The 13283-nt window shown below is 69.0% G+C and carries 8 protein-coding genes; 1 reads left to right on the top strand and 7 read right to left on the bottom strand.

The window, feature by feature from the left end; translation table 11 throughout:
- The coding region (locus ACO1BR_RS40745) for a pyridoxal phosphate-dependent decarboxylase family protein (protein WP_426800159.1) at nucleotides 1-1194 on the top strand (1194 nt) is incomplete at its 5' end.
- A gap of 207 nt (nucleotides 1195-1401) precedes the next feature.
- Here the strand turns inward: ACO1BR_RS40745 and ACO1BR_RS40740 are convergent.
- The 7 genes from ACO1BR_RS40740 to ACO1BR_RS40710 all read right to left on the bottom strand — a co-directional run.
- Nucleotides 1402-2568 (bottom strand): hypothetical protein, encoded by a 1167-nt coding sequence (locus tag ACO1BR_RS40740; protein ID WP_426800158.1) that lies wholly within the window; start codon nucleotides 2566-2568, stop codon nucleotides 1402-1404.
- A gap of 325 nt (nucleotides 2569-2893) precedes the next feature.
- The gene (locus tag ACO1BR_RS40735; protein WP_426800179.1) at nucleotides 2894-3853 is read right to left on the bottom strand and encodes a tetratricopeptide repeat protein; all 960 of its coding nucleotides are present in this window, start codon (nucleotides 3851-3853) and stop codon (nucleotides 2894-2896) included.
- A gap of 1640 nt (nucleotides 3854-5493) precedes the next feature.
- Nucleotides 5494-9468, bottom strand: coding sequence for a type VII secretion protein EccCa (eccCa, locus tag ACO1BR_RS40730; RefSeq protein ID WP_426800157.1), 3975 nt, complete (start codon nucleotides 9466-9468; stop codon nucleotides 5494-5496).
- A gap of 38 nt (nucleotides 9469-9506) precedes the next feature.
- Nucleotides 9507-10442 carry a MinD/ParA family ATP-binding protein gene (locus tag ACO1BR_RS40725; protein ID WP_426800156.1) on the bottom strand — a complete coding sequence of 312 codons (936 nt, stop codon included), beginning with the start codon at nucleotides 10440-10442 and terminating at the stop codon, nucleotides 9507-9509.
- Between the two features lie 333 nt (nucleotides 10443-10775).
- Nucleotides 10776-12131, bottom strand: coding sequence for a type VII secretion integral membrane protein EccD (eccD, locus tag ACO1BR_RS40720; RefSeq protein ID WP_426800155.1), 1356 nt, complete (start codon nucleotides 12129-12131; stop codon nucleotides 10776-10778).
- A gap of 160 nt (nucleotides 12132-12291) precedes the next feature.
- Nucleotides 12292-12570 (bottom strand): hypothetical protein, encoded by a 279-nt coding sequence (locus tag ACO1BR_RS40715; RefSeq protein ID WP_426800154.1) that lies wholly within the window; start codon nucleotides 12568-12570, stop codon nucleotides 12292-12294.
- Between the two features lie 177 nt (nucleotides 12571-12747).
- Nucleotides 12748-13283 (bottom strand): GGIII-like transmembrane region-containing protein (locus ACO1BR_RS40710; protein WP_426800153.1); only part of this gene is annotated, 536 nt, incomplete at its 5' end.

Here is a 13283-nt window from a genome sequence, read left to right as displayed (position 1 = left end):
CCCGGCCTGTCGGCGAGCGCGGGCCCGCGCTACCTCGGCTTCGTCACCGGTGGCGTGACCCCGGCGGCCCTCGCGGGTGACTGGCTGACCGCCGCCGCGGACCAGAACTCCATGTCGTCCCTGGACGCCACCGGACAGCACCTGGAGCGGGAGACGACGGGGTGGCTGCGTACGCTCTTCGGGCTGTCCGACGCCCACGAGGGCGCGTTGGTCAGCGGCGCCACGATGTCCAACACGGTCGGGCTGGCGATCGCCCGCGAATGGCTCGGGGAGCGGCGCGGCGTCTCACCGGCCGAGGACGGGGTGGCGGCCCTCGGCCCGGTGCGCGTGCTGTCCGGCACCCCGCACTCCAGCGTGGCCAAGGGGCTGTCGATGCTCGGCCTCGGCCGGTCCGCACTGGTCACCGTCCCCACCCTCCCCGGCCGCGAGGCGGTGGACCCGGCGGCGCTGGAACGCGCCCTCCGGGAGGCGGACGGCCCCTGCGTCATCGTGGCCAACGCCGGCACGGTCAACACCGTCGACTTCGACGACCTCCGCACGCTCGCCGCGCTCCGCGACCGCTACGACTGCTGGCTGCACATCGACGCCGCGTTCGGTGCCTTCGCCGCGCTCTCCCCGGACCACGCCCATCTGGCCGACGGCCTCGACCTCGCCGACTCGCTCTGCATCGATCTGCACAAGTGGCTGAACGTGCCGTACGACAGCGCGGTCCAGTTCACCCGCCGTCGCGACCTCCAGGCCCGGGTCTTCCAGAACGCCGCCGCCTACCTGGGCCCGCTGGGCGACTCCCCCGACCTGGTCCACCTCACCCCGGAGAACTCCCGCCGACTGCGCGCCCTCCCCGCCTGGTTCACGCTGCGCGCCTACGGGAGCGAGGGTCACCGCGACATCGTGGACCGCTGCGCGGAGAGCGCCCGTACCCTGGGCGAGGCGGTCGCGTCCCTCGACGGCCTGGAACTGCTCTCCCCGGTCCGCCTCAACGTCGTCTGCTTCACCCTCGCCCACTCCCCCACCGCCGAGCGCCTCGCCGCGCTGGCCGACGCCCTGGCCGCCGAGGTGTTCCTGACCCCCACCGTCTACGCCGGACTGCCCGCCCTGCGCGCCGCGTTCAGCAACTGGCGGACCACCGGCGAGGACGTCCGACGGATCGTCACGGCCCTGGCGAGCGCGGTCCGGAATCTGCCGGCGGACTGACAGGCCCACAAAACCCACAGGGCCAGGCCGGTGCCCCAGCCGGGACGAACACCGGCCCGGCTCTGTTCGCCAGGCATGCCAGAGCCCGGGGAGGGCGGAAGTGCACCCAAGGGCCCGTTCGCCGACCGGGGCCGATTCCCGATGGTCCATGTTGGCCGAAGGACGTCGGCTTCCAAGAATGGTTTCTTCGCCCGTGGCTATGTAGTGCTAAGGACGGGTGGTGGCCTGGCCGGAGGCCGCGGAGTCGGTGGGCTCCGTGCGACCCGCGGCTACCCGCAGGGTCACGGCAGCCGCGACTCCCGCCACCAGGCCGCAGGTCAGGGCAGCCGGGACGCCCTCACCGATACCGCCAGACAGGCGCAGCAGCTCCCAGTGCAGGCTCGCCCCGTCCATCGCCATTCGCAGCAGCTGGCTGGCCAGCAGCCCGAGGACGGTCGCGCACACTGCTCCGACCGCCATCGCCGGGACCGTGGCGCGGGTGAGCAGTCCGGGCATCCGCCGCAGTGCCCACCACACCACCACGAGCAGCAGCACGTCAGTGGCGCGGTACAGGAGCCAGTCGCCGAGCGGAGTGGTGCCCCCAGGGCCGGACCAGCCGCCGAGCAGCAGCCACTGGCGCAGGAGGTCGCCCGGCTCGGCGAGCAGTCCGATGTTCGGGGAGATCTGCTGGAGGGCGGCGGCCACCGACTGGTACGAGAGGACCACCAGGGACAGTGCGACCACTGCGGTCCCGACGGTGGCGGCTAGGCGGGCGGCGCGCGTCGGGATGACCTCCTGCGGCAGCGGACCGGCACCCTTGGCAGTGACCCGCGCTGCGAGCACGGTCACCGCCGCCGCGACCAGCGCGGCACCCACCAGAACCTGCCGCCCGGAGGCGATCACGCTCGACAGCTGCGGCAGGAAGCGGTAGCTACCGTGCCCACCCGAGGCGATCAGCCACGGCGCGGAGACGGTCACCGCCAGGGTCCCGGCCACCAGGCCCCAGGCCCACAGCGCGAGCAGTGCGGCCGGCACCCGGCCGCGCACCGGGGGCAGCCTGCGCACCAGGAGCAGCGCCCCGAGCACGAAGAAGGCGAAGACCGCACCGAACCGGATCTGCATCGCCGTGGTGTACAGCGCGAGGTAGTTGGCACTGGCGGCCCCCGCCGTGTCCCCGATCCCGCCGGACACCTCGGCGCCGGGCTGAACCGAGGCCGGAGGGTCATACGACCAAGGGGTGAGCCAACGCTGGAGCTCGGCGGCGGCCTGGCCTCCGATCACGTCGGTGGTGCCCGGCAGGTGCAGCGCGTTCGCGCTCGCCCCCGCCCACCACAACAGCGCCGTGAGCAGCAACCCTCCGACCAGTGCCGGTATCGCTGCGCGCCGATACGTCATCTACTACCCCCGCATTGGTCGTGTATCCCGTAATGTCCCCCAACCAGGGGATGTTACGGAACATTGGTCACAGGCGGATCACGGCCGTACGCCGGCTCGTCCAGGCGTCGGGACAACGGCGCCAGCTGGAAGCCGAAGACGACTGGGCAGTCGGCTGCACAGGCACGCTCGTATGGCATCACCGTTGAGCGGGCCTTCTCGTTCTACGCGATCCAGTCCTCGCACTCGTCGAGCCCTGATTCCTCCTTGCCAGTCTGTGGTGGACAGACTGTTCTTTGACAATGAAGTCAGCAGTTGTGTCAACGAACGTAGTCGCCTACGGCTCCTAAGGTGTCCCCTCCTGTATGCGGACTGTGAGCGGGTGCGTGTCACCGAGCACGGTGCGGCAGTCCTCACCCAGCGCCGCCAGCAATGGGAGTGCTCGAACCCGCCCGGCGGACAGGCCGACCATGCGGGCATGGTCGTAGCGTGTCGCCAGGGTGCGCGGGTGACGGGTTCCGTGGAAGTCTCTCTGCTCGGTGATCACATGCGCGAGCTGGAGAATGGCCTCACTGGTGTCGCCCGCTTCCCCAATGAAGCGCGCAAGTTGGTGCCGGGTACTCAACGTCCGTGAGTGCCGGCCGAGGATACGTTCTTGGTCGGCGAGTACCGCTTCGAGCTGTCGGACGGCCTCAGCTGGGTCACCCGCCTGTCCGGTCACGACGGCGATCTCGTAACGAGTGGTGAGGACTTGAGGATGGGACGGGCCTATCACCCGTTCCTGGTCGGCAAGCGTCCGTTGCAGTTCTTCCAACGCCTCCGTCACGCAGCCCGCGAGCCCCAAGGTGCGGCCGAGTTCCTGGCGAGTGAGGAGGACCTCCATATGTTCGTGCCCCAAGGCCCGCTCCTGATCATGCAGGAGTGCGCGATACCTCTGCACGGCTCCGGCGAAATCCCCTGACTCCCTGTGTGAACGCGCCAGAAGCCTGCGCGTTCCCAGTGTCTGCTCATGCCCGTCACCTAGGACCCTTTGTCTGTCCAGGACAAGTTGGTCCAGGATGCCGGACACCCGGACGAGGTCTCCGGCTTCGAGGAGATAGCGGGCAATGTCGTGGCGCGCGACGAGAGTCGCGGGGTGGTCGTCACCGAGCTGACCGCGACGTTGTTCGAGAACTGTCCATAACGCTTGGACTGCTGTCGCGGGGCGCCCTGCGTTTCCGAGGGCGACCGCATACGCGTACTCGGCTTCGGGTACGCCGCTGCGGCGCGCGAAGTCGAATGCCTCGCACGCGATGGTTGTGCGCATCAGGTGCACGGCCGCCCACCCGATACCGAACGCCTCGTCGGGTGAGGTGGTCGCTAGGAGGTCTCGCCAACTGGTCTCGGGTACGGGAGGCAGCCATGCCAGATCGATCAGATAGTCGAAGGCTAGGTACCCGCCGTCTGCTGGCAGCAGGAGACTGCTCGCCCCGTGTACGGCCGATGTGGCCCATCTGAAGGCTGCATCTGGCGATTCCGGGCGCAGTAGCCGGCCGCCTCGCCGGTCCAGGTACTCCTCGTGCAGCTGCAGCAGGACCTCCTCGCTGACTGGGCGGTGCAATCCCATGCGTCGGCAGTCCACTGCGGCTGCGACCAAGGCGGCGCCGCGGGGGTGTTCACCTGCCTGCCAGGCGTGCTTCCAGTCCTTTACCAGCTCGGGACCCGCGGCCAGCAGCTCGGCCACTCCGAACCTGCTCGCGTCCTCGGCTGCCGCCCTGATACGCAGGTCATCCACGGACGACCGCGCCAACCGGACCTCACGCGGGGTCCATAGACGATCCAGCTCAATCGGATCAGGCGCCATGAGCAGCACCTCGCGGCCCGCCTGCCAGGTTGCCGCTTCCGTCACGTCGCGCTCTCGGGCGCTGTACCGGTCGAATTCCTTGCTGCGCATGGAGGCAATCAACGTCACGTGCCGGCGGGGCCCCGCGAGCATGGTGGCGACCATGTCCGCTGTCAGCCCTCCCACTCGCAGGAATTGGTCAAACTCATCGCACCACACCACGCAGTTCCGGGTCGCGGCGACCCGCGCCGCCAATGCCCCCAGGTCCTGGGTCGGCCTCGCGTGAAAAAAGGTGTGCCCGGGTACGGCCGCCTTCATCGCCTCGAACGCCAGCCGTGACTTGCCAGCAGTCGAGTCACCGACGATCAGCACGAAGCCTCCGGAGGCGATACGACGCCGGGCATCGTCGAACCGATCTCTGCGTACGAAGTCGGGCAGGCGATCTGTGTCCGTCTGGAAGCCGCCGCGCACCGCGGCGGGGTGGACACCGAGGGCGATGGGGTNGGGCATCGTCGAACCGATCTCTGCGTACGAAGTCGGGCAGGCGATCTGTGTCCGTCTGGAAGCCGCCGCGCACCGCGGCGGGGTGGACACCGAGGGCGATGGGGTCCGACACGTCACGCACACGGCACGGGTCAGCCGTCTGGCGCGCCAGACGGCGGCGAACGGCCAGGGCGCTTTGGACTTCGGCGGTGAACACTCCGGTAAAGGCCGCACCAACTGCCGTGATGGCGGCCGTCGCCCAACCCGGCAACCACACTGTTCCCGCCACGGCTGCTGCAGCCGCTGCAGCAGCCACTCCGATCAGTACGGCCCACGGCCGTAAAAATCCCCACAACGTTAGACTCCCGCCCCCACGCTCAACGTCTTCGCAGTGAGCTGACCCCAGTGTCGTGCACCCGGGACGGGACGCGGGGGCATTCAGAAGAATGCGACCGCGAGCCGGTTCGGCACGGCACCTTCATGGCTACCGGGGCGCATGTCGCTCGCCAAGAACGGCAAGGTTCACTGCCATAGAAGCCGAAAGGGCTAGGTTCGCTGTCAAACGCCCGATTGGACGACAGAGGACAAGGACAGCCTGGCTCTGTTCACGTGTCCTGAAAGTGTACGAAGCCAACAGCCAGTTACGCGGGGCAGTGCACGGTCTGGATCAGGCGGTTGGAATGGCCTCTGCGGACGAGAACGCCGCGGCCAGCCGGCTGCTGAGCGGCGTATACGCCGGGGAACAGCTGGCCCTCGCCGCGGTCGCCTGACATGACAAGGGCCGAGGAGCCGGACTCGCGCAGGCTCTGGACCAGGGGTTCGTACAGGCCACGGGAGGCTCCTGCGACGCGGCGGGTCAGGACGAAGTGGAGGCCGATGTCCACCGCGGAGGGGATGTACGAAAGGAACGGGGCGAGAGGTTCCTGACCGGCCGTGGTCAGCACGTCGTAGTCGTCAACGAGAACCACGATCCGCGGACCGCCGCCCCAGCTACCGGGCTCCAGGTCCTCCAGGCGCGCGCTGTCATCGGGCAGCCGCTTGCCCAACACGTCGGCGATACCGTGAGCAAGTCCCGCGCACAGCTTGGCGTTGTACGCGTAGCCGCCGTTGAACTCCTCGGGGACCGCACCACGCAGGCTGCGCCTGGGGTCCATGACGGCGAAGACCAGCTCGTCCTCGCTGTATCGCTCGATGAGGCCGCTGGCGATGGTCTTCAGCAGATTCGTCTTGCCGCACTCGCTGTCGCCCATGATCAGCAGATGCTGGTCATGACGGAACAGATCGAGCAGCACAGGCTGGAGCGCCGCCTGGTCGAGGCCGATCGGCACCCGTTGAGGTTCGGCGAGTGGCCCCGGCAGGAGGTGGGGCTCCAGAATGTGCGGCAACACTCGGACCGGCTGGGCGACCTCGCCGCTCCAGGTGGCGCGGATCGTCCGAGCCGATCGCTCCACAACGGTGCCCACGTCGGCGGCATCGGTGAGTCCGTCGGTACGGGGAAGTGCGACCTGCGCGAAGAGTTTGCGATCGGTGAGGACACGACCGGGCTCGTCGGGCGAAAGCGTCGCGGCGAGCTTGTGGTCGATGCACGATTCGCTGGGATCGTTGAGCCGCAGCTCGATACGGGTGCCGAAGTTCGACTGGACGGCGATGCGTGCGTCGTTCCAGCGGAGCATGCCCGCCACCACGTGGATGCCGTACCCGCCGCCGCGTTTGAGGATGTCGGCGACGTCATCGTCGAGCTCCTCGAAGTCGTCGCGCAGCGCGCCGAAGCCATCGATGACGAGCACGATCTCGGCAGAGGCCAACTGAGGCAGTCGGCCCGCGGCGTGCAGGTCGCGCAGCTGTGAGAGGGAGTCGATGCCATGCTCGCGGAAGAGGTCCTCCCGGGCCGCGAGCATGGACCGTACTTCCTCGACGGTCCGTGCCGCACGCTCGCGATCGGCGCGGCCCGCAATTCCACCCACGTGCGGCAGGCTCGACAGGGCATGCAGGCCGCCGCCGACCAGGTCGAGGCCGTAGATGCCGACCTCGCGTGGGGTGTGGGTCAGCGCGAGCGAGAGGACAAGGGTACGCAGGAGCGTGGTTTTGCCGGATTGCGGCCCGCCGATGACGGCGGCGTGGCCGCCCGCCACGGTGAGGTCCAAGTACCACTGGCCCTGCCACTGCTTCGCCGGGTCGTCGAGCAGGCCGAGCGGTATCTCAAGTGGGCAGCGGCGCCCCGCGAGATGCGTACCGCGCGTGCTGACGTTCAGGGGGCCTGCGACGGTGTCCAGGGCGATCGCGTCGGGTAGCGGGGGCAGCCAGATGCGACGCACCGGATCGGCGGCGTTGGTCAGCTGCTCGACCGTGACGCCCAGCTCGGTCGGCCCCATCTCCCGGCGCCGTACCGCCTGCTCCTGCTCGCCCGAATCTTCTGCAGTGGCGAGGGTGTTGAAGGTGTCGTAGGGGAGGGCGAGGGGCCCGGTGTCCTCGTCCTCCTCGCGCTGTGCGGGGCCGCGGTAGGCGCCGGAGACGTAGCTTGCCTTGAATCGGTCGTAGTGGCTGGTGTCGACCTTGAGGTAGCCGAAGCCGGGGATTGGCGGCAGGTGGAAGGCGTCCGTGGTGTCCAGGACTGTACGGGATTCATCGGCAGAGAAGGTGCGCAGGCCGAGCCGGTAGGAGAGGTAGGTGTCCAGGCCCTTGAGGTTGCCGCCTTCGATGCGCTGGCTGGACAGCAGCAGGTGCACTCCGATGGAGCGGCCGATGCGGCCAATGGACAGGAACAGGTCGATGAAGTCCGGCTTGGCGGTGAGCAGTTCACCGAACTCGTCGATGACGACGAACAGGTGTGGCAGTGCCTCCAGGTCGGGTCGCCCGTTGGCGCGCAGTGCGGAGAAGTGGCCGATGTCGGCGACGTTGCCCGCGTCCTTGAGGACCTGCTGGCGGCGCTTGACCTCACCGGCAAGCGAGGCATGGACCCGCTCGACCAAGCCGGCCTGGTTCTCCAGGTTGGTGATGACACCGGCCACGTGCGGCAGGTTGGCGAACGGCGCGAAGGTCGCGCCGCCCTTGTAGTCGACCAGGACCAGGGCCAGATCCTCCGGCGGGTGCGTGGCCACCAAAGCCAGGACGATGGTACGCAGGAGTTCGGACTTGCCAGAGCCGGTGGCGCCGACGCACAGGCCGTGCGGGCCCATTCCGAGCTCGGAGGACTCCTTCAGGTCCAGGAGCACGGGCTCGTGGGAGTCGTTAAGGCCGATGGGCACGCGGAGGAAGGCGCGTTCGCTGCGTGGTGCCCACAGGTGCGAGAGGTCAAGGTGCGCTACGTCGTCGATGCCGAGCAGGCCGGCGAAGTCCACCGGCCCGGTCAGGGGAGCGTCGACCAGTGACTCGGCGGACAGACGCAGCGGCGCCAGCATCCGGGCCAGCCCCTCGGCAAACGGAATGCTGACGTCGTCCACAGTGCCGTGGGCAGTGACCGGCTCCTGCCCGCGCAGGTCCTCGATGACCACCTGATCGCCATCGACGGTGATCCGGACGCCGACATATCCCGGCTCCTGGACTTGCTGTTCGAGCAGGTGCAGGACGGTGACGCCCATCTCGCGCAGGCCGACCGCTTCGTCGGGGCGCGGCAGGTCGACGGCGTCCTCGCCGTGGCCGTCGGCGACGATGAGCAGCCGGGACGTCATGGCCAGGGCGTCGTTGCTGGACAGGCCGCGGCGCACCTCGGCGGCGTAGGAGGCGCGGCGGCGCAGTTCGGGGCCGAGCTGCCGTGCGAGCTGGAGGGTGGAGGGGGCGATGCGGCGGGCGGCGACGGGGCCATCGAGCTGCTCGGTGTCGAGGAGATGCGGCAGCCACTTTGCCCACTCCCAGCCGGCGAGCTGATCCCCGGACACGGTTAGGGCCATTGCGACGTCGTCGGGGGCGTGCATGGCGGCGGTCTGCACGAGCAGGGCCCGCGCCACGCGCAGGCAATCCTCGCGGGGGCCGATGACACTGATGTTGCCGACACGGTCCAGCGGGACGGTGAGCGGGAGCTCGGTGCCGGTACGGAATCGGGCCATCAGCGCCGACGCCTCGTTGAGCATGAACCGGTCGGGCGGGGTGAGGACCGACGAACCCTGCTGAGCGATCTTCAAATCGCGCACCGGCATCTCACCGGTACCAACGCGCACCCGCAGAAAGTCGCCGTCGATGCGGCGGCGTTCCCACAGACGAGCCGGATCTCGCACCACGTCGTAGAGGGCGGCCGGCGGCGGGTTGAGGACGTCAGCGCGCTCGCGCCGCTCACGCTCCTGGGCGGCAAGCTCCTCGCGCAGGTCCTCCAGATAGGCCAGATATGCCTCGCGCTGGGTGCGCCGGGTGCGCTGAGCCTTGCCCCGCTGGGAGAAGACCAGCGCGACGGAGCCCATGATGGTGACGACGAGAATGATCGCGCCGAGCCCCGCGAACTGACTGTTGCGCACAACCGTCATCATCACGACCGACGACATGACGCCGGCGACCGGCAACAGCGACATTGCGATGTTGCCCGCCTTCCCCTCGGGGAGGTTGGGCGGGGCCTCGATGATGCGCGCCTCGGAGGCGGCGGTCGGCCTGGTGGTCCGGGCCGGGCGGTGGATCAGTTGGGTACTCATCGTCGTCGTCCGTCATTCACGTCGGGCACGGCATCTGGTCAGTGACGCTGCTGCGAGAGCTGGAAGACGGCCGCAGCAAGGCGAGCAGCGGCCTGTCTGGTCGGCGGAGCCAGAAATTCAGCATGGACTGGGCCGCCAGCCGCCAAGTGCCGGTCGTACGGCAGGACTTCGACGCTAGCTCCAGTAGATCTAAGCTTGTGGGCGGCCTCGTCGAGGTCGGCTCCTGGGCGTGGCGTCAACGAGGTGAGCACAACGACCGTTCCGGCGATCACATGCCGGGGCAGTCCCTGCATCCACTGGAGCACCGAGTACGTGCTGGTGATGCCTTCTGGCGTGGCTGGGGTGGTCAGAACGCGGCCGTGGGCGGCGGCGAGGGCGACCCGGGCGACTTCGGCGGGCAGCGTCTCGCAGTCGATGACCATCACACCGAAGTAGCGGCGCAGCGCCACCACGGCCCGCTCGTACGCCTGGCTGTCCAGCATGGCGCCGATCTGGCCCTGGCTCGCGGGCAGCAGCCAGGCGTTGTTGGGGAGCTGGACGAGGTAGCCGGTGACGTCGAGCAGCGACATGTCCGGCTTGACGATGTCCGCGACCTCGCTGGTGGTCCAGCGCAGTGTCTGGGAACCCAGCCGCAGCGGGAGCGAGCCCAGCGCCGGATCGGCCTCTAGAACAAGGACTGGGTCCTGCCGGTAGTGCGCGAACGTGGTGCCGAGAAGTGCGGCGATGGTGGACTTGCCGGAGCCGCCCCTGATGGAGGTGACGGCGATCTGCCGACCGGTCGTCACAGGCAGCTGAAGCACCTCCGCGGTGCGGGTGATCTCGGCAACCTCACGCGCAGCCGATGAGGAAAGCGTGTGACGCAGCGAGCGTGCCGCACGCGCGGCGAACGACTCACCGCGCACCGGCTTGCGCTGTACCGCGCCGGGCAGGCTTTCGTCCACCACGGGCCGGGAGCCGGGGACGCTGTGCGGCACGGGTTGCTGGGGGGATGCAGCCGGAGTCTGCTGCCCTTGGTGCCCAGCGTGCTGTGGCCAGCCGCCTTGGTGGCCTGCCTGGTGCTCCTGGTATGGGGAGCCGACCTGGGGCGTACCTCCCCCATGAGGACCGTCTGACGCCTGGGAGCTCTGTGCCGGCAGGCCCGTACCCTGAGCGGACCTGCGGTACGCCTGCTCGCCGGGCCACTGCGCTCCCTGCTGGGCGCCGCCTGTCACGTCGCGCAGCACATCCCCTTGCCAGCCGTTTCCGTTCGGCACGCCTGCCCTTCACCCCTACCCTGCTGCCCCGCCCGGGAGCGCCTGCACTTCAACTCAGAACTGATTGAGCAGCTGCCCGTACACACCGAACACACCGAAGGCGAGCGGGAAGAGCCCCACCATGCCCACGGATTCGACCAGATCAGCCACTCGCCGTAGCCGCACCTGCGCATGCTCGGGCAGCTCCACCGCCAACACCAGCAGGGGCAGCACCGCTGCCACGCACAGCACGACGAGCGGCCCAGCGCCCCCTGCGTGCTCCATCCACAACATCACCAGGCGCACGACGAGACACGACGCTGCGGCGAAGAGCGCCACGACCTCGGCGACCAGCGGAAAAGCCCGCGCCCTCGACATCAGCACCACTACAACGAGCGACGCCAACGCTACGGTCCACACAGTCGGCTTCTCGGCCGCAGTGAGCAGCCAGCCGGCGAAGGTCGCCGAGACCGCGGTGACGATCGTGGACAGGGCAAGGCCCCGGTGCGTCGCTGCAAGCGCGGTACCCACTTGGTATCGGCTGACAGAGACCCCGCCCGCACGGCCATCGTCGAGCGCGGTGAGCCCCGACGCCATCAGAGCAAGCCGCGGCAGCACACCGAGCAGCACCAGGGAGACGACAGCCATCACGGCGCCGAGCCGGGACGGATCATCCTGAACGGCGGCAACGGCCTCCCATGCGATGGCGAGCACGCCGGTCGTCGCCGCGCCGACGATCCCGCCCTTACCGAGCGGCGAAAAGTAGCCGAGGAAGGCAAGCGTCACAACCAGCGCGCCCGCAACCGCAGCGAGCCGCGCCGCTCCCGGCCAGCCGTACGCATCAGCGGCCGTCCACGCGGCGAGAACCCCAAGCCCACCGGAGGCAAGCAGGAGCGCCGTCGCCAGGCCCCGGTTACCGTCCCCGATCTTGGCGACGAGCGAACCAGCAACCAGAAGCACGACCGTGACGGCCGCCAGAACACCGACCAGGGCACCGAGTGCGAACTCACTGCGAGCTAGCAGCGCAGCGACCACCATGAAGGCGATGGCCGCCACACCCGCGCTGGCCCTGCGCGCAGCGGGACGCCAGCGCCAAGCCCGCAGGTCAAGATCGTCAGCCACCTGGTCAGTGACGTCGTGCACTACCGGGGCGGGCGGCGCAGAGTGCATCCTGACGAGCCGGAGCACGGCGCCGTCGGTGATCCCGGCCGACGCCAGCGTGCTGTCGTGCGGCAGGACAGACCCGTCGGACGTCATCAACTGCCGGGTCATCGGCTGCGATGCAGGCCGGTCGTCCAGCAACTGCAGGATGTCCGGGAGTAGCTGCCCAATCTGCGTGTCGGAGAGCAGGACGATGTCGGCCCGGCGTCGCTCGCCGACCAAGGTCACTCGGCTTAGTTGCGCCTGGGAAGTCGTTGCTCTGCTCACCACTTACGGGAACCTATCATCGCGGTGTTGAGGACTCTTGGGTCAACTGGACATGCCTATCCTGCCAGCCCGCTCCTGCCCTGCTTCAGGGAACTCCGCTTCCGTGGCGGGAAGTCATCGCACATTTCGGGGGGACGGCAAAACATTCCAGATCTGCGGAATTCTACGATTTCCCCGACTTTGTCGGCTGCTCGTACTGCTGCACTTGATGCTGCTGCTTCTCCTGCTCGGCCTTCTGCTTGGCCAGCGTGTGCTGAAGGAACGACCATCCCACGCACCCCGCGCACAGGACAGCCGTGATAGCGATCCCAGCGAAGACCTTCCCGAGTCGCTCGTCGGCCGTGCGTCGCCCCCTCTGCGCGCCGAACAACAGGGCATCCCGCATCCTGCGGCGGCGTACCGCGACCGACTCCAGCAGCTGACTGTCGTAATCCCGCGCCATGTCCTCGTCCGTCGCCTCCGTCGTCCGTTATTTGACTCATCGTCGGTGCACCTCCGTCATCGGCGACCATGCGCCGCCCGTGAGCGGGGGTATGTGTGCGCGGCATGCGCAGCAGATCGGGGATGTGAACAACGCCCTCGGGCGGGAGGTCCACCACCGTCACGGTATCCCGGATCCCTAGGCGGCCTGGCGCTTGCGTCGCCTGCGGCGTACGGCGACGGCGGCGAGCGCCACGAGTGCGACGGCGGTTCCGCCCCCGATCAGCCAGGGCAGGCGGCTGTGCGCGACGGGTGGGCCGGCTACGGTCACCTGCCGGGTGGTGGTCTCCTGCCCGTGGTGGCTGACGACCGTCATCGGGTACCTGCCCGCCGGTATGTCGTCCCGTACGGCGGTGTGCCCTCCAAAGAGCGTGCTCCCGTCGTCGCACTTGCAGCCGGGATCGTCTTCGCCTTCCCTGAGCGTCAACGGGCCGTCGAAGAGGGGGGACTTGACCGTCAGCGACGTCTCGCCCGCAGCGGGCTGCCGATCGGTCAGGACCACGATGACGTCGCTGCCCGGACGGACGGAACCGGGGTCCCCGTCGCCCGGCAAAGGGCGCTTCGCGTCACCGACGACGAACCGGCCTATCACCGCGGACCCCTCGGCGACGACTGCTATCCGAGCCGTGGCGACAGTGCGGCCGTGACTGGTCGCGGTAACGGGGTACGTGCCCG

It is taken from the genome of Streptomyces sp. YGL11-2, assembly GCF_050054615.1.
In the GTDB taxonomy this organism is placed as follows: Bacteria; Actinomycetota; Actinomycetes; order Streptomycetales; family Streptomycetaceae; genus Streptomyces.
The sequence above is the reverse complement of the archived record's forward strand: the minus strand, read 5'-3'. Positions and strand labels throughout refer to the sequence as shown.